Raw genomic sequence first — 21,671 nt, 5'->3', positions numbered from 1 at the left:
GAATGACTCCAGATTATGCCGTGACTATGCTCACAACGTGGTGTCTTGTTGCTGGTCCTGCTTGTCGAGCAGGCGAGCATAGCCGGCGCCCATACCCAGCAGTATCAGGCCGACGACGATGAACACCGCAACCCGGAAGATGCCGTCCAGGGTGCCGAGGTCGAACAGGAAGAGCTTGGCCATCGCCGCCCCCACGAGCGCCAATCCCCCGCCGATCGGCAACGATCGAGTAGCTCGTGGTAACCGCGCGGCGTAGATGAGCAGGGCGGCCGCCATCACGATCCAGCAGATCGTCGCGGCCATGTGCCCAGCGAAGAAACCGCGCTCTTCGCCACCGATCAGCACCCCTGCGGTGACGGTGAAGGTGGTGATCGCATACGTGGCAACCGCAGCCGCCCCCGCCCACATAGCCGAATCGGAACCGTCGAGCGTCCACACGATCACCACGGCGAACGCGATCAACAGCAGGCTGGCGATCAGCGTGGACACCGCTGCCGCGGTATGGGTTTCGGTGGCGTATATCAGCGAGCTGGGCGGTGCGTAGCCGAGATAGAACGCGGCACCGACGCCGGCCAGGCCGAGCGCGACCCACCGCGCAGTCGCCTCATGACGCGCGGCGACGGCCACGACGATGGCCATGGCCAGCAGGATCGGACCTGCGACGTAACCGTCGAACGCGACCAGCACCGCGATCGTCGCCGAGATCGCCGACAGTGCAGCCCAGATCGGCCGCACCGCGCCGTCGACACCGGTCACGCGGTTACCGATGAGCACGATCGCCAGGAACGTCGCCGCCACGACGCCCGCCATCAAAGCGGCGACCACCCGGTCGGCAACCAACGCCACGCACAGCACGGGCAGTACACCCGCGCCGGTCACCAGCGCCATCAACACACGATTGGTGGTCCGGGGCAACAGGATCAGCGCGGCGACCACGGCCAGCCCCGCCGCGATGGCGCATGCCCCCACCAACCACAGGTCGCGCCGGTCGTCGAAGTGCAAGGCCAGTAGGGCGATGAGCAACGGCAATGTGCTGGCGGCGATGCGCGCACAGTGCAGCCAGATCCAATCCTTGCCCAGCTGCACCGGTAGCGACGCGGCGGCGAGCGCCAGCATGAAGCCAACGAGCACCAGGGTGACACCGTCGGTCACCACGGGTGCCAGCACGATCAGCGGGACCAGTACCAGCACACCGAGCTGCTGTGAGTCCCACTGCCGGGCCAAGGTCAGCCCACCGCCGCCGATGATCGCGGCGGTGACGAGGCCGACGGGCGCCGACACCCAGCCGTAGATGGTCGTCACCGCGATGACGTCGATGTAGGCCGCGGCGACACCGGTCGCGGCCAGGGCGATGGCGCCGACTCGGCCACCGGGCCGCCGGTACAGCCAGGCGCCTACCCCAACCAGCGCGCCGGCCAGCAACGCACCGCCGGCCACCCGGATCTCGGGACGCAGAATGCCTGCCTGTGCGGCCAGCACGACCAGCAGCACGACCCCGATCAACGTGACGGCCACCCCCGCGACGGCGAGCAGCTTGCCGATCCACCCCTCATCGCGCGGCGGCTTCTGCGCCACCGGAGGCGCCGGGTAGGCCGGTGGCGTGGCAGGTGTCTGGACGTGCAGCGGGTACTGGTACTGCGGCCCGTACGGCACCGGATAGGGCTGGGGTTGGGCCACCGGTTGTGCTACCGGTGGTGCGACCACAGCCGGCTGCGGCTCTTCGGACAGCAGGCGGTCCAGTGCGCTGAGGTCTGCCGATACCCTCGCCATGTACTGCGATATCGCCGAGAAATCGGCGGAGACGCGAGCGATGAGGGCGCGTTGTTCGGTCATGACTGACATCGTGGCAGCCGGATCACTGCTTGCGGATGAGTAGGACTACTCGTCCAGGCCGTGTTCGATCGCGTACCGGGCCAATTCGACCCGATTCGCCACCTGGAGCTTGCGGAACGTGGCCTGGACGTGGTTCTCGACAGTCCGGTGGCTCAACGAGAGACGGGTGGCGATCTGCTTCGCGGTCAGTCCCTTCGCGACGTGCCGCAGAATCTCGGTCTCCCGTTCGGTGAGGCTCGGGGTGGCTGGCCCTGCTTCCGGGCTCGCCGCGATGCGCCGGTACTCGCCGAGGACCAAACCCGCCAGTCCCGGAGTGAAGACGGCCCGGCCCTCCGCGGTGGCCCGCACCGCGTCACCGAGTTCCTGCTTCGAGGCACTCTTGACGAGATAGCCTGTCGCACCGGACTTTACCGCTTCCAGAACGTCTTCCCGTTCATCGGACGCGGAGAGCACCAGGATCCGCGAAGACGGCGAGACCGCAAGCACCTCCGCGGTCGCCTGCGCCCCGTCGCCATCGGAGAGTCGCATGTCCATCACGACGACATCCGGGAGCACGACCGCGGCCCGGCGACGCGCCGCCGCCACACCGTCCGCGGTGGCGACGACGGTGAATCCGTCCTCGGCGAGATCGCGGGCCACGGCGTCCCGCCAGATCGGATGGTCGTCCACCACCATCACCGTCGGGGTACTGTCAGCTCCCATTCCGTCCCACATCCCGGCGAGGTGGTGAGCTTCGCGCTTCCACCCAGCCAATTCATTCGTCCGACAATCGATTTGGCCACCCCGACGCGGCCCTCCCCGACCGCTTGCTCTAGCCTGCCCTTCGCTATTCCGACGCCGTCGTCGCGGATGCTGACCGTGACCGAGTCGCCGAGGTCCTCGAGCAGGACGTAGGCACGGGCGTCGGGGCCGGCGTGGGCAGTCACGTTATCCAACGCGTTCGCGGCGGCGGCGTACAGCTCGCCCGCCGTGGCGGTATCCAGCAGCACCGGTTCGGCAGGCACACTCACCGACACCACGTCCGACGCCCGCTTACGCAACAGCGCGCCGACGTCGGCCATCGCCCCGGCCGGTGTCTCGGTGTCGGCCGAGCTGACGAGTCGGCGCAGGGCGCGCTCCTGCTCGCCCGCCAGCTCAGCTAATTCGGCTGTGGCTCCGCCGATTTCGCGGCCGCGACGGGATACCAGCGCCAGCACCTGGATGGCACCGTCGTGCACCTGGCGGGACAACCTCTCCCGTTCCTGGTGCGAGGCGGCCAGCCGCGCGGCCTGTTCGAGTTCGGCGTGCGCCCGCCGTGCCGTCTGTGCCGCCATGCCGACCGCGAGTCCGACCGCGAGCTCGATCACGATTGTCGCGTTGCGACCCAGGTCGTAGTTTATGAAGCCCTTCACGATGGTGCTGGCGATCATCACCGCGACCCCGGCCAGCATCCCGGCGATCGGTCCGGACAGGATGGCCGCAGAGATCGTGGCGTTGGTCGCCCACAGCGTCGTCGGCCACGACTGGTTGGCGAACGCCCATTGCTCGGAGGCGACGAACTCGGTGGACAGGATCAGCACGACGACGACGACGATCTCGGCCACCACCCAGGACGCGCGCCTGCCGAAGCCACGCAGATATGCGAACGCACACAACGCACTCCAAGCGAGCAGCACGGCGAACAGCGCCCACCCGATCGCCGGACGGTCTAGTTCGCCGTTGACGGCGATTTGAAAGCCCAGTGCGTAGATACAACTGAGCAGACGGAAAACCTGGGCTGCCCGCCATAGCGGCGTCGCCGGATCCGGTTGGCTCACCGCAGGCACTACAACACCTTTGACAGAAACGCCTTCGTTCGTTCGTGTTGTGGATTGCTCAGCACCTCGCGTGGCGGCCCGCTCTCCACCACCACTCCCTCATCCATGAACACCAGGTGGTTGGCGACCTCGCGGGCGAAGCCCATCTCATGGGTCACCACCACCATCGTCATCCCCTCGGCGGCAAGCTTTTTCATCACCTCGAGAACCTCACCGACCAGCTCGGGGTCCAGTGCCGAGGTGGGCTCGTCGAACAACATCAGCTTTGGGCTCATCGCCAGGGCGCGCGCGATGGCGACCCGCTGCTGCTGTCCGCCGGAGAGTTGAGCCGGGTAGGCCTCGGCCTTCTCCGACAGTCCCACCTGGTGCAAGAGATCTCTGCCCCGTGCCACCGCATCGCTCTTCTTGACCTTTTTGACGTGGATCGGCGCCTCGATGACGTTCTCCAGTGCCGTGCGGTGGGGGAACAGATTGAAGTGCTGGAACACCATCCCGATGTCGCGGCGCTGCTTTGCGGCGTCACGGGGCGACATCTCATACAGCTTCGCGCCCTTGTCGCGGTAGCCGATCAACTCGCCGTCGACATAGAGCCGGCCGGCATTGACCTGCTCGAGATGATTGATGCACCGCAGGAACGTCGACTTACCGGAGCCGGACGGGCCGACCATGACCAGCACCTCGCCCTTGCCGATCTCGAGCGTGATGCCCTTCAGAACGTCCAGCGCGCCAAAGCTTTTGCAGACCGATTCGGCCTTGACCATCGGAGTCATGGATGCGCCTCTCCCGCAAGTCCCTGTGCCTTGGCAAGCGCCTCGAGCTGTTTGGTCGTCAACTTGCGGGACGCACCGCGGGCAAAGTGTCGCTCCAGGTAGTACTGCCCGACCATCAGGATGCTCGTGATCACCAGGTACCAGGTCGCCGCGACCAGCAGCAGCGGCACCGGTTCGAAGGTCCGCGCGGCGATTTCACGCGAGGTGATGCCGTACAGGTCGAGCGTGAACGGCACGGCCGTGACCAGCGACGTCGTCTTGAGCATGCTGATCACCTCGTTGCCGGTCGGCGGGATGATCACGCGCATCGCTTGCGGCAACACGGTGCGCCTCATCGCCATCCCCCACGACATGCCCAACGCGGTCGAGGCCTCCAGCTGCCCCTCTGGCACGGAACTGATTCCGGCACGGATGATCTCGGCCATGTAGGCAGCCTCGTTGAGCGCCAAACCGAGGATCGCCAGCAGGAACGGAATCGACAGCACCTGAAGATTGAGCTCGAAGAACGCCGGGCCGAAGGGCACCCCGAGCCGGATGTTCTGGTAGATCGTCGGGATCAGGCCCCAGAAGACGAGCTGAACATAGATCGGCGTGCCGCGGAAAATCCACAGATACACCCACGACACCGCCTGGAAGATGGGGTTCGCCGAAAGTCGCATCACCGCCAGCACGACACCCAGCACGATCGCCAGCACCATGGAGTAGAGGGTCAATTGCAGTGTGTTGAGTACACCGACAGACAACACCCGCTCGTTGAACAGGTACTGCGTGTAGACGCTCCAGCGGTACGCCGGATTCGTGGCCGCGCCATAGAGAAACAGCGCGACGAGGATGATGATGACGACCGCCGCCACCCACCGCCACGGGTGACGCAGGGGAATTGCATCGATTGCGGCCGGAGCGCTGGGTGGCGACGTGTCGACATCAGTCATGTGGGGACCTCTAGTTGATGGCGCCGTTGATCACTGGCTTGTCGATCATCCCGTTCTCGACGCCCCAGTTCTTGGCGATCTCCTCGTACTTACCCGACTCGATCAGATGCTCGAGCGCCTTCTGCAGGGACTGCGCCAGCGGCGAACCCTTCTGAACCGGCCAACCATACGGCGCGGAGTCGAAGATCTCGCCCGCAGCTTCCAGCTTTCCGTTGCTCTGCTTGATCGCATACGACGTCACGGGCGAGTCGGCGGACATGGCGTCCACCTGACCGAGCACTACGGCGTTGGTTGCGGCGTCCTGCCCGTCGAACGACACGATCTCGATCGGCGGCTTGCCCGCGTCGACGCATGCCTTGCTCTTGGCAGGCAGCTCCTCGGTCTCCTCGGTCGTAGTGGCTTGCACCGCAACCTTCTTGCCGCACGCGTTGTTCGGATCGATCGGCGAGCCGGGCCGTTGCGCCCAGAGAATGCCCGCACTGAAATACGTCACGAAGTCGACCGATTCCTCGCGCTCTTTGGTGTCGGTGAATGACGACATCCCGACGTTGTATGTGCCGCCCTGAATCGATGGAATGATCTTGGCAAAGTCCGATTCGCGGTACTCGGCTTCCAGCCCCAGAGTTCCGGCTATCGCATTCATCAGATCGACGTCGAAGCCGACGATCTTGCCGCTGGGATCCTTGAATTCGTTCGGCGCGTAGGGAATGTTGACGCCGACGATCAGCTTGCCGGACTCTTTGATCGCCTCTGGAACGGTGTTCGCGATTTCCTCGACCTTGTCGGCCGCGGCCGTCGGGCTGCCGGTCTCATTTTCGCTGGTGTTGGTACCGCTCGCGCACCCCGAGAGGAGCAGTGCGCCAGTCGCAGCAAACACACCCGCGATACGCAGAAGTTTCCCTCGGCGGTCTTGACACTCACGTAGCACGGTTTCCTCTACTTTCTGCCTCGTTGATCCAGCGAGATGCGCCGGTAGGGGAACAGTAGTAGAGACCTACGCAGGCGGCAGGGGAACACGAACGGCCGACGAATTCCGTACCGCTCCAATGACACGGTTTGCATACGGAACGGGGAATACTCGGGCCTCGCAATTGCCTTTGTGCGAAACTTCGCGGATGGAAAGTCCTGCTCAACCAAGCATGCTGCGGCACCTTTGGAAGTCGGCGCTGGCCACCGGAATCTTGGTGCTGATTCTCGGGGTTCTAATCCTGTGGCGGCCCGCTGCGGCGATCTTCGTCACGGCCATTTTCTTCGGCGCTTATCTTCTCGTCACCGGCATCTCGCAAGTCGTCATGGCCTTCAGTCTGAAGTCGTCCCTCGGCGGCAGAGTCCTCTTGTTCATCGGCGGCGCAGCGGCACTGGTGCTGGCCGTCCTCTGTTTCATCAACTTCTCGAACTCGATCGAGCTGCTGGCCATCTGGATCGGCATCGGGTTCATCTTCCGCGGCGTCGCGACGCTGATGTCGGCGGTCTCGGACCCCACCCTGCCGGGACGCATCTGGGAAATCTTCATCGGCGTGCTGGGTCTGATCGCGGGCATCATCATGTTCGCGTGGCCCATGGAAGGGCTGGTCGCCGTCACCCAGGTCACCGGCATCATCCTGATTTTCCTCGGCGCAGCCGAGATCGGCACGGCATTCGCCATCCGCAGAGCCTCCAAGGGCCTGGGCGGCGCCGCGCCTGCACCTTCGACAGAAGCGCCGGTGAGCTAACGCACACTGATTTCTACTACGCTCTGTCGTAGGCTGGTGCGACAGCCACGGGAGAGGTTCACATGGACGCACTCGATGTGTCGCGGTGGCAGTTCGGAACGACCACCGTCTACCACTTCATACTCGTCCCCCTCACCATCGGGCTGGCTCCGCTCATCGCCGCCATGCAGACGGCGTGGATCATCACCGGCAACCCCGCGTGGTACCGGCTGACCCGGTTCTTCGGCAAGCTGTTCCTGATCAATTTCGCGCTCGGCGTCGCAACCGGCATCGTGCAGGAGTTCCAGTTCGGCATGAACTGGAGTGAATACTCGCGCTTCGTCGGCGATATCTTCGGCGCGCCCCTGGCGTTCGAGGGGCTGATCGCGTTCTTCTTCGAGTCGACGTTCATCGGGCTGTGGATCTTCGGCTGGACCCGACTACCGCGTCTCGTGCACCTGGCCTGCATCTGGATCGTCGCGTTCGGGGTCAACGCCTCGGCCTACTTCATCATCGCCGCGAACTCGTTCATGCAGCATCCCGTTGGCGCCAAATACAATCCGGAGACCGGGCGCGCCGAACTGGTCGACTTCGGCGCCCTGCTGACCAACAACACGGCGATCTGGGCATTCCTGCACGCCGTGGCCGGAGCATTCCTCACCGCAGCCGTTTTCGTCGCCGCGGTGAGTGCCTGGCTGATGGTGCGGTCGGCCAAGCGTGCGGACGAAACCGAAGAGGCACGCACCATGTACCGGCCCGCGACCATCGCGGCCAGCCTGGTCGCGCTGGTGGCGGCGGGCGGCTTGTTCTTCACCGGTGACTTCCAGGGCAAGCTGATGTTCGTCCAACAGCCCATGAAGATGGCCTCCGCAGAGTCGTTGTGCCACACCGAAACCGATCCTGACTTCTCGATCCTGACCGTCGGCACCCACAACAACTGCGACAGCGTCACCCACCTCATCGAGGTGCCGTACGTGCTGCCCTTCCTTGCGGAGTCGAGGTTCAGCGGCGTCACCCTTGAAGGCGTCAACGATCTGCAGCAGGAATATCAGCAGAAGTTCGGCCCCGGCGACTACCGGCCCAACCTGTTCGTGACCTACTGGGCGTTCCGGGCGATGATCGGACTGCTTCTCGTGCCCGTCGTGTTCGCGCTCGCCGCGCTATGGCTGACGCGTCGCGGCCGTATACCCGACCAGCGGTGGTTCAGCCGGTTCGCGTTGATCACCTTGCCTACACCGTTCCTGGCCAATTCGGCGGGCTGGATCTTCACCGAGATGGGCAGGCAACCCTGGGTGGTGGTGCCCAACCCCACCGGCGATCAACTGGTGCGAATGACCGTGCAGGAGGGCGTATCCAGCCATGCGACGGGCATGGTGGTGCTCTCACTTACCGTCTTCACGCTGCTGTACGGGGTACTCGGCGTGATCTGGTTCTGGCTGCTACGCCGGTATGTGGTCGAGGGTCCGCTGGAGCACGACTCCGAGCCCGTACCGCCGCCCGCGCCGGACGACGAGGACGTCGCTCCCCTGTCCTTCGCGTACTAGGAGTGTGTGATGGGCCTACAAGAGATGTGGTTCTTCATCATCGCCGTCCTGTTCGGCGGCTTCGTCCTGCTCGAAGGCTTCGACTTCGGGGTCGGCATGCTGATGGCTCCGTTCGGACGGGCGGGCAAGAGCAGCGGCGCGGATCCCGAACAGCGCAGGCGCGCCGCGCTCAACACCATCGGTCCGGTGTGGGATGCCAATGAGGTCTGGTTGATCACCGCGGGCGCAGCGATGTTCGCAGCGTTTCCGAACTGGTACGCCACGATGTTCTCGGCGCTGTACCTGCCCCTGCTGATCATCCTGGTCGGAATGATCGTGCGCGTCGTGGGCATCGAATGGCGCGGCAAGATCGACGATCCGCGTTGGCGCACATGGGCCGACGCCGGTATCGCGGCCGGATCCTGGTTGCCCGCCATCCTGTGGGGCGTCGCATTCGCGATCCTGGTTCGGGGTCTGCCCATCGATGCCGACGGCCAGGCTCACCTGTCGATCAGCGATGTCCTCAACGGCTACACGGTTCTCGGCGGCCTGGCGACCGCGTCGCTGTTCGCGTTCTACGGTGCGGTGTTCGTGGCATTGAAGACCGCAGGTCCGGTGCGCGACGACGCTTTCCGCTTCGCCCGCGTGTTGTCGCTGCCTGCCATCGTGTTCGCGGGCGGGTTCGGACTCTGGACGCAACTGGCGCACGGCAAGACATGGACATGGTTGCCGCTGGGGATCGCCGTGATCGCGTTGTTGACGGCGGTGGCACTGATGCTGACTCGCCGACGTGAGGGCTGGGCGTTCGCCTCGACCATGGTGGTGGTCGCCTCGGTCGTGGTGCTGCTGTTCGGCACCATGTATCCGAATCTGTTGCCGTCCACCCTGAATCCGGACTGGAACGTGACGATCTACAACGGCTCATCGACGCCGTACACGCTGGCGATCATGTCGTGGGCGTCCTTGACGCTGCTGCCGCTGGTGCTCGGATATCAGGGGTGGACGTACTGGGTGTTCCGCCGCAGGATCGCCGCCGATGCCATCCCGGCCTCAATCGGATTGTCACGGCAACGCACGTGAACGGTCCTGTCGACCCGCGCCTGTGGCGTGCATCGACAGCGATGCGCCGTTTTCTGGTGTCGTCGACCGCATGCAGCGTGCTGATCGCCGGCGCCACGATCGCCTCCGCGGTGGCGCTGGCCGACATCGTGGCCCGCGTGATCACCGATCCGGATGCGCGCAGCCTCAGCCGATTGGCTGGGCCGCTGTCGATTCTGGTGCTGCTGTGGACATTCCGGACGGTGGTGACCTGGCAGCAGGGCCGGCTTGCACAGCGTGGGGCGAGCGAGGTGATTGCCGACCTCAGCCGGTCGGTGCTGGCGGCGACGACGGCCTTGCCGCCACGCCAGTTCGCGCGGCGCCGTGACGACGCCGCCATCCTCGTCACCCGGGGCCTCGACGGCCTGCGCACGTACTTCACGGCATATCTACCCGCTCTGCTCGCGGCCGTGCTTCTGACACCGGCGACCGTCGCCGTGATCGCTTGGTATGACTGGCGATCCGCATTGATCGTCTCGATCGCACTGCCACTCATTCCGGTTTTCATGATCCTGATCGGCCTGACCACCTCCGAGCGCTCTGCTGCGGCGCTACGTGCCATGGCCACGCTGCAGTCGCGCCTGCTGGATCTGGTGGCGGGCCTACCGACGCTGCGGGCCCTGCGACGCGTGGGAGGCTCTGCGACGCGGATCGCCGAATTGGGCGCCGCACATCGCCGTTCGACGATGGCGACGTTGCGCATTGCCTTTCTGTCTTCGCTGGTGCTCGAATTGCTGGCCACACTGGGTGTCGCGCTCGTCGCGGTGAGCGTGGGGCTGCGGCTGGTGTACGGCGATGTGACGTTGACTGCGGGTCTCACGGCGCTGCTACTGGCACCCGAGGTGTTCTGGCCACTGCGCCGCGTCGGTGCGGCGTATCACGCCGCGCAGGACGGAAAGACAGCCGCCGACAAAGCGTTCCGCCTCGTCGACATGCTGCCGTCCTCGGCGGGCGGGACGCGCCACGTGACGGCCGCGGGTGCCGCAATCGACATCACGGCACTCGACGCCACCGTCGAGCCCGGCCGGGTGACCGTCATCGCCGGGCCCAACGGAGCGGGCAAGACCACGCTGTTGCACGCCATTCTCGGTCTCACTGAGCCGGAGTCCGGCCGGATTCGCGTCGACGCTATCGATGTGGCCGATCTGGACCTGCCCGCCTGGTGGGGACAGGTCGCCTGGCTCGCGCATCGCCCGGCGATCATTCCCGGTACCGTGCGACAGAATCTCGAGCTCTTCGGACCGCTCGACGATATCGAGAAGGCCTGCCGGATGGCCTGTTTCGATGAGGTGCTGGCCGACCTGCCCGATGGCCTGAACACCATGCTTGGCAGCGGCGGGATCGGCCTTTCGCTCGGTCAGCGCCAACGACTCGGGCTGGCCCGGGTGCTCGGATCGGCCGCTCCCGTCCTGCTTCTCGATGAGCCGACCGCACACCTCGACGCCGATACCGAAAACAATGTGCTCAACGCCATCACCACCCGCGCCGCCGCCGGTGCGACGGTGATCGTGGTCGGCCACCGCGCACCGGTGCTCGCCATCGGCGAGCGCGTCCTGCAGCTCGGGAGCCTCATCGATGTTTGAGTTGTTGCGCCCGCGGCTTCCGCGGCTGCTGCTCGCCATCCTGTTCGGGGTGCTGTCCCTTGGCAGTGCGCTCGCTCTGGCGGGCGTGGCGGCATGGCTGATCACCAGGGCTTGGCAGATGCCGCCGGTGCTTCACCTTACGGTGGCGGCCGTGGCCGTCCGCGCACTAGGCATCTCGCGCGGAGTGCTGGGCTACTGCGAACGGCTGGCATCGCACGACACCGCCCTGCGCGCCGCCGCCGACGTCCGGGAGCGACTGTACGCACAGCTCGCCGCAGGACCGGCCGACGCGGTGCTGCGGCGGCATACCGGTGAACTGGTCAGCGACATCGGCGCATCGGTCGACGAGCTCTCCGACGTGCTCGTGCGCGCGGCGATACCCATATCGGTAGCGGCCATCCTCGGTACCGCTGCCACGGTGGTCATCGCGGTCATCTCCCCCACGGCCGCCATTGTCATGATGTTGTGCTTGTTGCTTGCCGGCGTCGTCGCACCCGTTCTGACCGCTCGAGCCGCGACGGCCGCTGAACAGCTTGCCGCACAACATCGTTCACAGCGCGATACAGCAGCCATGATCGCACTCGAACACGCGCCCGAGCTGCGGGTGAGCGGTCGGCTCGACGAGCTGCTGGCCGACGCCGACCGGCAGCAGCGCGACTGGGGCCGCACCATCGACCGGGCCGCGGCACCCGCCGCATTGGCGTCGGCCGCTCCCATCGCGGCCATCGGCGCCAGCGTGCTGGGTGCTGTCATCTGCGGAATCGCCCTGGCGCCGACCGTGGCGCCGACCACGGTCGCGATACTGATGCTGTTGCCGCTCTCCGCTTTTGAGGCGACGACAGCGCTGCCCGCCGCCGGTGTCCAGCTGGCACGTTCACGCCTCGCCGCACGCCGCCTGCACGTGCTGGTGAACCCGGACAGCGACGACGCGCGCCGTCCGACGGTCCCCGAGATCACCCTCGAACCCGGTGCCAGACTGGCAGTCACCGGCCCCAGTGGCTCTGGGAAGACGACACTGCTCATGCACCTCGCGGGTCTACTGCCCGAGGAGATCCCATCGCAAACCGCCTTCTTTGCCGAGGATGCACACCTGTTCGCGACGACCGTTCGCGACAACCTCCTTGTCGCGCGTGGCGATGCGACCGACGACGAGCTCCGTGCAACTCTGCATCGAGTGGGGCTGGCCGATTGGCTCGACACGCTGCCCGTCGGCCTGTCCACCGTTCTCGTCGGCGGGGCCGCCGCCGTTTCGGCGGGGCAGCGCAGGAGACTGCTGCTGGCCCGCGCGCTCGTTTCGAAGATGCCGATCCTGTTGCTCGACGAGCCCACCGAACACCTCGACGCCGCCGACGGCGATCGGCTACTCGCCGAGATGCTGACCCCCGGCGCTCTGTTCCCCGCCGAGCGCGCGGTCGTCGTCGCCACCCATCACCTGCCGGCCGACTTTGAAAGTCCCGTCCTCAATCTCGGAGCCTGCGAGTACCCTCAGACACCATGAGCGAGCCGGACAAACCCGAAACGCCACCCCCGCCGCCGCCTGCGTCCCCGCCGGCACCCCCGCCCCCGCCGGCCGGACCCCCACCACCGTCCTACGGTGCGTATCCCGGCAGCTATCCGCCGCCGCAGCAGGCGCCGTACGGCGGGTACGCACCGCCACCGTCCGCACCCCAAAACGGTTTGGGAATCGCGGCATTGGTGACCGCCATCATCGCGCTGCTGACCGTCGTCGGTGGCGTCGTACTCGGCGTCGTCGCAGTGATTCTCGGGTTCCTCGGGTGGGGCAAGGCCAAGCGCGGGGAGGCGACCAACGGAGGCGTCGCTATCGCCGGGATCGTGCTCGGATTCCTCAGTATCATCGAGGCCATCGTCGTAATCGGGTTGTTCATATGGGGATTCGGTGAAGTCGGCGGAACCGACCTCGTCGACTGCCTGAACCGGGCCGGCTCGGATCCGGCCGCCCAGCAGGAGTGCTCGGACCAGTTCACCCAGAACCTCGAGGACCAGTTCTCGATCACCGTCACCCCAACGCCTTAGCGCGGGAAGTGCTTGACGATGCCCTCCTGCACCACGGTCGCCAGCAACTGACCCGACCGGTCGAAGAAGTGCCCCGTGCCCAGGCCACGTGAATCGGCGGCCACGGGCGACGAGGTCGAATACAGCACCCATTCGTCGAACCGCACCGGGCGGTGAAACCACACCGAGTGGTTGGTGGTGACCGCGAAGATCCGGTCGAACCCCCACGACAGTCCGTGGGTGGTGATGATCGAGTCCAGCACCGTGGTGTCCGACGCATAGGCCAGTGCTGCGGCGTGCAGTGCGGGGTCGTCGGGCATTTGGCCCTGGGCCTTCATCCAGACCCTGTTGTAAGTGAGCTTCTCCCCCTTTGAGCGCATCACCCACGTCGGATCGTTGGTATAGCGCCAATCGATCGGCCGCAGCGCGTTCACGAAATGCGGAACAACATCCTCGTATCCGCGCAGCAGGTCGTCGACCGGTGGCACGGTCAACGGGTCCGGCAGCTCAGGCGGCTCGATCCCGTGCTCCAGGCTGCGGCCACCGGCCAGATACGACACCATCGCGCTGGTCAACAGCGCGCCGTCCTGCATCACGTCGACGCGGCGGTTGGCGAAGCGGCGCTCGTCCCGAAGCCGCGCGATGTGGAATTCGAGGTCCTTCTCCGGGTCGCCACCGGCGATGAAATGCACGGACAGCGCGCTCGGCGGCAAGTCATGTTCGAGACTGCGGGTCGCCGCGATCAGCGACTGCGCCATCATCTGACCGCCGAATGTGCGCACCGGATTCTTACTCGGATGCGAACCGACGTACGTGTCGTCGTCCACCTGACGGAGATCCAGTATCGCCAGCAGCTCATCCAAATCTGCCGTTGACACTTGGCCCCCTATCCGTGCGACTAGACGTCGTCCTCCCCGATCCGGTGCACGTGGATCAGATTCGTGGAGCCTACTGTGCCCGGTGGAGCGCCGGCGATGATGACCACCAGGTCGCCCCTCTTGTAGCGGCCGAGTTCGAGCAGCGACTTGTCGACCTGCTTGATCATGCCGTCGGTGGTTTGAATGTGCGGAACGATGAACGTCTCGGTGCCCCAGCTCAGCGCGAGCTGGCTGCGGACCTCGGGCAGCGACGTGAACGCCAGCAGCGGCAGCGGGGTGTGCAACCGTGCGAGCCGGCGGACCGTGTCACCGGACTGCGTGTAGGCGACCAGCGCCTTGGCATCCAGCCGCTCGCCGATATCGCGGGCGGCATACGAGATGACGCCGCGTTTGGTGCGGGGCACGTGCGTGAGCGGCGGGACGACGACCGAGTTCTCTTCGACCGCACGCACGATGCGGGCCATCGTCTTGACGACCTCCAGCGGGTACTTGCCCACCGACGTTTCGCCCGACAGCATCACGGCGTCCGCGCCGTCGAGCACCGCGTTCGCGACATCCGACGCCTCGGCGCGCGTCGGCCGGGAATTCTCGATCATCGACTCGAGCATCTGGGTCGCGACGATGACGGGTTTGGCGTTCTCCCTTGCCATTTGGATGGCCCGCTTCTGCACCAGCGGAACCTCTTCCAGAGGCAGTTCGACACCGAGGTCCCCGCGGGCCACCATGATCGCGTCGAAAGCCAGCACGATGGCTTCGAGGTTGTCGATGGCCTCGGGCTTCTCGAGCTTGGCGATGACGGGCACCCGCCGCCCGACGCGGTCCATGATCTCGTGCACGAGTTCGATATCGGCGGGTGAGCGGACGAACGACAGCGCGACCAGGTCGACGCCGATCTGAAGCGCGAACTCCAGATCCTCGATGTCCTTTTCCGACAGCGCGGGGGCCGACACGTTCATGCCGGGCAGCGACATCCCCTTGTTGTTGCTGACCGCGCCGCCCTCGGTGACGGTGCACACCACGTCGTTGCCGTCGATCTCGTCGACGACCAGCCCGACGTTTCCGTCGTCGACGAGCACCCGGTCGCCCTCGGTGGCGTCCTCTGCGAGCCGCTTGTAGGTCGTCGACACCCGGTCGTGCGTGCCTTCGCAGTCGTCGACCGTGATCCGCACGGTCTCACCTTCGGCCCAGTAGGTGGGCCCCGCCGCGAACCTACCGAGGCGGATCTTCGGACCCTGCAGGTCGGCGAGGATGCCGACGGCGCGGCCGGTGGCGTCAGATGCGGCGCGAACGCGCTTGTAGTTGGCTTCGTGATCGGAGTAATCGCCATGGCTGAAGTTGAGCCTTGCGACGTCCATTCCGGCCTCGACCAGTGCCTTGACAGCGTCGTCAGTAGCGGTGGCCGGACCCAGGGTGCAGACGATCTTTCCGCGTCTATTCACGCCTGAGAGCATAGTCGTTAATCGATTCAGACGACGGCCAGCGGAAGGGCGCCCGGGATCACCGGTGCGGGCAGGTCCGACTCCCCCATCAGGTAGTTGTCCACGGCATGAGCGGCGCTGCGCCCTTCCGCAATGGCCCAGACGATCAGTGAGGCACCACGGTGAGCATCGCCACAGACGAACACGCCGGGCGCGTCTGTCTGCCAGTCCGATCCGCAGGGCAGCGCTCCGCGTCGGTTGAGGTCGAGACCGAGCCCGTCCAGCAGCGGCATGTGCTCGACACCGTCGAAACCGATCGCCAGCAGGGCCAACTCACAGGGAAGCTCCAACGAGTCGCCGACCGGTGTGATCACACGACGCCCATCGGCGTCCCGTTCGACCTTCACCTCCGCGATCTCGATGGCACGCAGGTTCCCCTGCTCGTCGCCGAGGAAGCGCTGGACCGCCACCTCGTACCGGCGGTCGCCCCCTTCGGCGTGCGCCGGCGACAGGCGGGTGCGCAGCACGACCGGCCACATCGGCCACGGCGAGCGGGACTCGTCGCGCGACTCCGGCGGCTCCGGGTTGTAGTCCAGCTGGGTCACGGACTTCGCCCCCTGACGGTGGGCGGTGCCCAGGCAGTCCGCGCCGGTGTCACCGCCACCGATGATCACGACGTGCTTGCCCTCGGCGGAGACTGGGCTCGGACCGTCGCCCTCGCACTCCTTGTTCGCGGGCACCAAGTGGTCCATCGCCAAGTGCACGCCCTTGAACGATCGGCCCTCCACGTCGCTGTCGCGCGCCCTCAGCGCGCCGACCGCCAGCACCACGGCGTCGTACTGGGCCTTGAGCCGCTCGACGGGCAGGTCGACGCCGACTTCACACTCGGTGACGAAACGCGTTCCCTCCGCCCGCATCTGGGCCAGCCGCTGGTTCAGCGTGGCCTTCTCGAGCTTGTATTCCGGGATGCCGTAGCGCATCAAACCGCCGATCCGGTCGTCACGCTCGTACACCGTGACGTCGTGACCGGCACGTGTGAGCTGTTGTGCCGCAGCGAGTCCGGCAGGACCTGAACCGACGACTGCCACTCGCCTACCCGTCGCGATGGCCGCGGGCTGAGGCTCGACGATGCCGTCCATCCAGGCCTGGTCGGCGATGGTCTGTTCGATGCGCTTGATCGTGACGCTGCCGCCCGTCTGCTCCTCTCCGATGGAGAGGACACACGCCGCTTCGCACGGTGCCGGGCACAGCCGTCCGGTGAACTCCGGGAAGTTGTTCGTCGCGTGCAGACGGTCGCTCGCCGCGTCCCAGCGGCCGCGCCGCACCAGGTCGTTCCATTCCGGAATCAGGTTGCCCAACGGACAACCCGCACTCCCGGAGTGGCAGAACGGGATTCCGCAGTCCATGCATCGACGGGCCTGCTGAGAAACCTCGCCCGCGCGCTGGTGGGGATCCTGTTGTTCGTAGACCTCGCGCCAGTCACCGACGCGTTCGTCGACCGCCCGCTTCGCGGCCTCGACCTTGGGGACCTTGAGAAATCCTGTCGGATCAGCCACGGCTCGCCTCCATGATCGCGGTGTCGACATCGCGGCCCTCGCGTTTGGCGACCAACGTGGCCTCCAGAACCCGTTGGTAGTCGCGGGGCATCACCTTGGTGAACTGCGCACTGCGCCTTGGCCAGTCGGACAGCACACTGGCGGCCAGCGTGCTTCCGGTGTACTTGGCGTGGGTAGCGATGACGTCCCGCAACCAGGTCAGATCCTCGGGTTCGAGCCGCTGCAGCTCGACCATCTCGGTGTTGACCTTCTTCGGGTCGAGCCCGAGTACGAACGCGATGCCGCCGGACATGCCCGCCGCCATGTTGCGGCCCGTCTTGCCGAGCACGACCACCCGGCCGCCGGTCATGTACTCGCAGGCGTGATCGCCCACGCCCTCGACCACGGTCAGCGCCCCGGAGTTGCGTGCGGCGAACCGCTCGCCGACCCGGCCGCGCAGATACAGCTCGCCGGAGGTGGCGCCGAACAGCAAGGTATTGCCCGCGATGACGTTGTCCTCGGGCAGGAACAGCACGTCGTCCGGCGGCCTGACGATGACCCGTCCGCCGGACAGCCCCTTGCCGACATAGTCGTTGGCGTCGCCGATCAGCTCCAGCGTGATGCCGGGCGGCAGGAAGGCGCCAACGGACTGACCCGCGGACCCGGTCAGCCTGATGTGAATCGTGTTGTCGGGCAGCCCCGCAGCGCCGTAGCGTCGGGTGACCTCGGACCCCAGCAACGTGCCGACGGTGCGGTTGACGTTACGCACCGGCAGTTCGAGCCGCACCGGATGCGCGTCTTCCAGCGCGCCCTCGGCGAGCTGGATGAGCGTGCGGTCCAACGCTTCTTCGAGGCCGTGCTCCTGCCCCCTGGTGCGGCGGCGTGCCCAGTCACCGGGCCTGTTCGGCACCGCGAACACCGGCGCCAGGTCCAGACCCCTGCTCTTCCAATGGGCGACGCCTTCGTCGGTGTCCAGCATCTCGGCATGACCCACCGCCTCGTCGATACTGCGGAATCCGAGGTCGGCGAGGTAGTGACGGATGTCCTCGGCGATGAACCGGAAATAGTTCTCGACGAACTCCGGCTTGCCGTTGAATCGCGCCCGCAGCTTAGGGTTTTGAGTCGCGACACCGACGGGACACGTGTCGAGATGACAGACCCGCATCATGATGCAACCCGAAACCACCAGCGGCGCAGTGGCGAAGCCGTATTCCTCGGCACCGAGCAGCGCCGCGACGACGACGTCACGCGCGGTGCGCATCCCACCGTCGCACTGCACGGTGATGCGGTCGCGCAGACCGTTGAGCATCAGCGTCTGCTGGGTATCGGCCAACCCGATCTCCCACGGCATGCCCGCATGCTTGAGGCTCGTGAGCGGCGCAGCCCCGGTGCCGCCGTCATACCCGGAGATCAGCACCACGTCGGCGTGCGCCTTGGACACACCCGCCGCGACGGTCCCGACACCGACGCTGCTGACGAGCTTGACGTGGATGCGGGCGTCGGCGTTGGCGTTCTTGAGATCGTGGATCAGTTGAGCCAGATCCTCGATCGAGTAGATGTCATGGTGCGGCGGCGGGGAGATCAACCCGACGCCCGGTGTCGAGTGCCGCGTCCTGGCGATGTTCGGGTACACCTTGTAGCCCGGGAGTTGGCCGCCCTCACCGGGTTTGGCGCCCTGAGCCATCTTGATCTGGATATCGGTGGCGTTCAGCAGATAATCGCTGGTGACACCGAACCGCCCGGAGGCGACCTGCTTGACGGCGCTGCGACGCCGTGGGTCATACAGGCGTTCGGTGTCCTCGCCACCCTCACCCGAGTTCGACCGGCCACCGAGGTTGTTCATGGCGATGGCCATGGTCTCGTGCGCTTCCGCGGAGATCGAGCCGTAGCTCATCGCACCGGTGTTGAATCGGGTGACGATGGAGTCGACCGATTCGACCTCCTCCAGCGGCACCGGGGGTCTCAGCTTCTTGAAACCGAACAGGCCACGCAGCGTGCCGCCTTCCCTGGAGAGGCGGTTCACCTCCTCGGAATACTGTTTGAAGATGTCGTGTCGACCGGTGCGCGTCGAATGCTGCAGCAGGAACACCACTTCCGGGGTGAACAGGTGCAGTTCACCCTCGCGGCGGAACGCGTATTCACCGCCGACCTCGAGCCGCCGGTGCACCCGCTCGGTCGGGTTCTCCGGATACGCTCGCCGATGCCGGACCTTGACTTCCTCGGCGAGCACGTCCAGCCCGACACCGCCGAGTTGGCTGGGCGTACCGGTGAAGTACTCGTCGATGACGTGCTTGTCGATGCCGACCGCCTCGAAAGCCTGCGCCGCGGTATAGGAGGCGACGGTCGAGATGCCCATCTTGCTCATCACCTTCATGACGCCCTTACCGAGTGCCTTGAGGTAGTTGCGAACTGCCGCAGCGGGTTCGATGCCGGTGAGCTCACCTTCGCGGACGAGGTCTTCGATCGACTCGAACGCGAGATACGGATTGACCGCGGCGGCACCGAATCCGATGAGCATCGCGATGTGGTGAACCTCGCGGGCGTCGCCACTCTCCACCACCAGCGCGACCGTCGTGCGCTGCTTTGTGCGAACGAGGTGATGGTGGACGGCCGAGACCGCGAGCAACGACGGTATCGGCGCCTTCGTGTGGTCGGAGTCGCGGTCCGAGATGACCAGGGTGCGCGCACCTTTGGCGATGGCGTCGCATGCCCGAAGGCGCAGGTCCTCCAACGCGTCGGCCAGGCCGTCACCGCCGCGCTCGACGTCGTAGAGCGCCTTGAGGACCGCGGTCCTCAGGCCGCCGTACTCGCCGTCGTCATTGATGTGAACGATCTTGTTGAGCTCGTCGTTGTCGAGAACCGGCCAGCGCAGCACGATCTGGCGGCACGACGCCGCGGTCGGCTCAAGGAGGTTCTGCTCCGGGCCCATGATGCGGGCCATCGATGTGACGACCTCCTCGCGGATCGCGTCCAGCGGCGGGTTGGTCACCTGCGCGAAGAGTTCGACGAAGTAGTCATAGAGCAGCCGGGACCGCTGCGACAGCACCGCAGTCGGAGTGTCGGTGCCCATGGAGCCCAACGGCTCAGCACCGGAGGCGGCCATCGGGCTGAGCAGAATGCGCAGGTCTTCTTCGGTATAGCCGAAGGCGATCTGTCTGCGCACGACGGTCTCGTGGTTCGGCTGGAAACGGACGCGGTCGGCAAGGGTGTTGATGTCGAGCAGTCCGGAGTGCAGCCATTCGCCATAGGACTCCTGCCCGGCGAGGGATTCCTTGATCTCGTCGTCGCCCACGATCCGACCGGCGGCGGTGTCGATGAGCAGCATCTTGCCGGGCTGCAACCTACCCTTGGCGACGATGTGCGCGGACGGCACGTCGAGCACACCGCTCTCACTGGCTAGGATGAGGCGGTCATCCAGAGTGCGCCACCAGCGTCCTGGCCGTAAACCGTTGCGGTCCAGCACAGCTCCGACGAGTGTGCCGTCGGTGAACGTGACGCACGCGGGGCCGTCCCACGGCTCCATCAGGGAAGCGTGGAACTGCCAGAACGCCCGCTCGGCGGGCTCCATGGTGGTGTTGTTCTCCCACGCCTCGGGGATCATCATGAGCACGGCGTGGGGCAGGGTGCGCCCACCCAGATGCAGGAGTTCGAGGACTTCGTCGAACGACGCCGAATCGGAGGCCTCCGGTGTGCAGATCGGTGAGAGCCGGGACAGGTCGCCGGGAATCTTGGAGCTGGCGAGCATCGCTTCGCGTGCGTGCATCCGGTTGCGGTTGCCGCGCACGGTGTTGATCTCACCGTTGTGCGCGACGAAGCGGAAGGGATGCGCCAGCGGCCAGGACGGGAACGTGTTCGTCGAAAACCGGCTGTGCACAATCGCGATCGCGCTGCAGCAGCGTTCATCGCGCAGATCCGGAAAGTATTGGGGCAGTTGCATGGTGGTGAGCATGCCCTTGTACACCATGGTGCGGCTGGACAGCGAAGGGAAGTACACGCCGTTGCGCTCGGCTCGCTTGCGCAGCGGGTAGACATGACGGTCGAGATCGATGCCGCCGAGGTGCTGCGGCGAGGCGACGAACAGCTGCTCCATGCGCGGCATACAGCCGAGCGCCGTCGCCCCGACCTCGGCTCCGTCCGGGTCGGTGGGGACCTCACGCCAGCCGAGCACGGTGAGCCCTTCCTCGGCGGCGATGGCTTCGACGTCGGCACGTGCGGCCGCCCTGTCGGCGGCGCCCTGCGGCAGGAAGCAGATGCCGGCGGCGAAGGTGTTGGCGCCCTCGGCCGTCGGCGGCGGCAGCTCGAAGTCGACGACGTCGCGCAGCAGTTCGACGGGCAGCTGGATGAGGATGCCGGCACCGTCACCGCTGTTGGGTTCGGCGCCCGCAGCGCCACGGTGTTCGAGATGTTCGAGGGCGACCAGTCCGTCGACGACGATGGCGTGCGACCGGCGACCTTGGATGTCGGTGATCATGGCGACGCCGCAGGAGTCAGACTCGTTATCCGGGTCGTAGAGCCCCTGGGGCTCGGGAAATGCCGAGTAGCGCATCGAGGAAGAACCCTCCGCAGTCCGGGGAAATCATGTCCCGGGACTGCACCGGCCC

Annotated in this window: 16 protein-coding genes; 6 read left to right on the top strand and 10 right to left on the bottom strand. The window is 66.1% G+C overall.

Translation table 11 applies throughout. The features are described 5' to 3' along the window. Positions 1-30 precede the first annotated feature (30 nt). Genes G6N36_RS02505 through G6N36_RS02480 form a run of 6 tightly spaced genes read right to left on the bottom strand, consistent with a single transcriptional unit; the run spans position 31 to position 6,259 of the window. A complete protein-coding gene (locus tag G6N36_RS02505; RefSeq protein WP_170311103.1) occupies positions 31-1,833 on the bottom strand; it encodes a DUF2339 domain-containing protein in 1,803 nt (600 codons plus the stop codon). Between the two features lie 45 nt (positions 1,834-1,878). Beyond that, positions 1,879-2,535 carry a response regulator gene (locus G6N36_RS02500; RefSeq protein WP_163684655.1) on the bottom strand — a complete coding sequence of 219 codons (657 nt, stop codon included), beginning with the start codon at positions 2,533-2,535 and terminating at the stop codon, positions 1,879-1,881. Then, positions 2,508-3,638 carry a MacS family sensor histidine kinase gene (macS, locus tag G6N36_RS02495; protein ID WP_179964701.1) on the bottom strand — a complete coding sequence of 377 codons (1,131 nt, stop codon included), beginning with the start codon at positions 3,636-3,638 and terminating at the stop codon, positions 2,508-2,510. Before macS ends, G6N36_RS02500 begins: the two co-directional genes overlap by 28 nt. Continuing rightward, positions 3,638-4,390 (bottom strand): amino acid ABC transporter ATP-binding protein, encoded by a 753-nt coding sequence (locus tag G6N36_RS02490; protein WP_179964893.1) that lies wholly within the window; start codon positions 4,388-4,390, stop codon positions 3,638-3,640. The genes macS and G6N36_RS02490 overlap by 1 nt, the downstream gene beginning before the upstream one ends. 5 nt (positions 4,391-4,395) lie before the next feature. Further along, the gene (locus tag G6N36_RS02485) at positions 4,396-5,331 is read right to left on the bottom strand and encodes an amino acid ABC transporter permease (RefSeq protein ID WP_163684652.1); all 936 of its coding nucleotides are present in this window, start codon (positions 5,329-5,331) and stop codon (positions 4,396-4,398) included. Positions 5,332-5,341: 10 nt separating this feature from the next. Beyond that, entirely contained in the window at positions 5,342-6,259 is a 918-nt protein-coding gene (locus G6N36_RS02480) for an ABC transporter substrate-binding protein (RefSeq protein ID WP_163684651.1), read from the bottom strand. A 187-nt stretch (positions 6,260-6,446) separates the two neighbouring features. Between G6N36_RS02480 and G6N36_RS02475 the strand changes: the two genes are divergently transcribed. The 6 genes from G6N36_RS02475 to G6N36_RS02450 all read left to right on the top strand — a co-directional run bounded on the left by G6N36_RS02475 (position 6,447) and on the right by G6N36_RS02450 (position 13,260). Then, a complete protein-coding gene (locus G6N36_RS02475) occupies positions 6,447-7,043 on the top strand; it encodes an HdeD family acid-resistance protein (RefSeq protein ID WP_163684650.1) in 597 nt (198 codons plus the stop codon). 62 nt (positions 7,044-7,105) lie between these two features. Next, on the top strand, positions 7,106-8,566 hold the full coding sequence (locus G6N36_RS02470; protein ID WP_163684649.1) for a cytochrome ubiquinol oxidase subunit I: 1,461 nt from the start codon (positions 7,106-7,108) through the stop codon (positions 8,564-8,566). Positions 8,567-8,575: 9 nt separating this feature from the next. Beyond that, complete coding sequence (gene cydB / locus G6N36_RS02465) at positions 8,576-9,625, top strand: cytochrome d ubiquinol oxidase subunit II (protein ID WP_163684648.1); 1,050 nt, start codon at positions 8,576-8,578, stop codon at positions 9,623-9,625. A 41-nt stretch (positions 9,626-9,666) separates the two neighbouring features. Continuing rightward, positions 9,667-11,226: a thiol reductant ABC exporter subunit CydD gene (gene cydD / locus G6N36_RS02460; protein ID WP_170311155.1), complete on the top strand. Its 1,560-nt coding sequence runs from the start codon at positions 9,667-9,669 to the stop codon at positions 11,224-11,226. Then, positions 11,219-12,724 (top strand): ATP-binding cassette domain-containing protein, encoded by a 1,506-nt coding sequence (locus tag G6N36_RS02455; protein WP_163684646.1) that lies wholly within the window; start codon positions 11,219-11,221, stop codon positions 12,722-12,724. Before cydD ends, G6N36_RS02455 begins: the two co-directional genes overlap by 8 nt. Next, the gene (locus G6N36_RS02450; protein ID WP_163684645.1) at positions 12,721-13,260 is read left to right on the top strand and encodes a DUF4190 domain-containing protein; all 540 of its coding nucleotides are present in this window, start codon (positions 12,721-12,723) and stop codon (positions 13,258-13,260) included. The genes G6N36_RS02455 and G6N36_RS02450 overlap by 4 nt, the downstream gene beginning before the upstream one ends. Here the strand turns inward: G6N36_RS02450 and G6N36_RS02445 are convergent. The 4 genes from G6N36_RS02445 to gltB are packed head-to-tail and all read right to left on the bottom strand — an operon-like array spanning position 13,257 to position 21,616. Beyond that, positions 13,257-14,117, bottom strand: coding sequence for an acyl-CoA thioesterase II (locus G6N36_RS02445; RefSeq protein WP_163684644.1), 861 nt, complete (start codon positions 14,115-14,117; stop codon positions 13,257-13,259). The genes G6N36_RS02450 and G6N36_RS02445 overlap by 4 nt on opposite strands. Positions 14,118-14,137: 20 nt before the next feature. Continuing rightward, positions 14,138-15,556: a pyruvate kinase gene (gene pyk, locus G6N36_RS02440; RefSeq protein WP_163684643.1), complete on the bottom strand. Its 1,419-nt coding sequence runs from the start codon at positions 15,554-15,556 to the stop codon at positions 14,138-14,140. Between the two features lie 26 nt (positions 15,557-15,582). Next, complete coding sequence (locus G6N36_RS02435; RefSeq protein ID WP_163684642.1) at positions 15,583-17,091, bottom strand: glutamate synthase subunit beta; 1,509 nt, start codon at positions 17,089-17,091, stop codon at positions 15,583-15,585. Next, positions 17,084-21,616 (bottom strand): glutamate synthase large subunit, encoded by a 4,533-nt coding sequence (gene gltB, locus G6N36_RS02430; protein ID WP_163684639.1) that lies wholly within the window; start codon positions 21,614-21,616, stop codon positions 17,084-17,086. Before gltB ends, G6N36_RS02435 begins: the two co-directional genes overlap by 8 nt. Positions 21,617-21,671 lie beyond the last annotated feature (55 nt).

The organism is Mycolicibacterium gadium (assembly GCF_010728925.1).
In the GTDB taxonomy this organism is placed as follows: Bacteria; Actinomycetota; Actinomycetes; order Mycobacteriales; family Mycobacteriaceae; genus Mycobacterium; species Mycobacterium gadium.
This window is presented reverse-complemented; position numbering and strand designations above follow the sequence as displayed.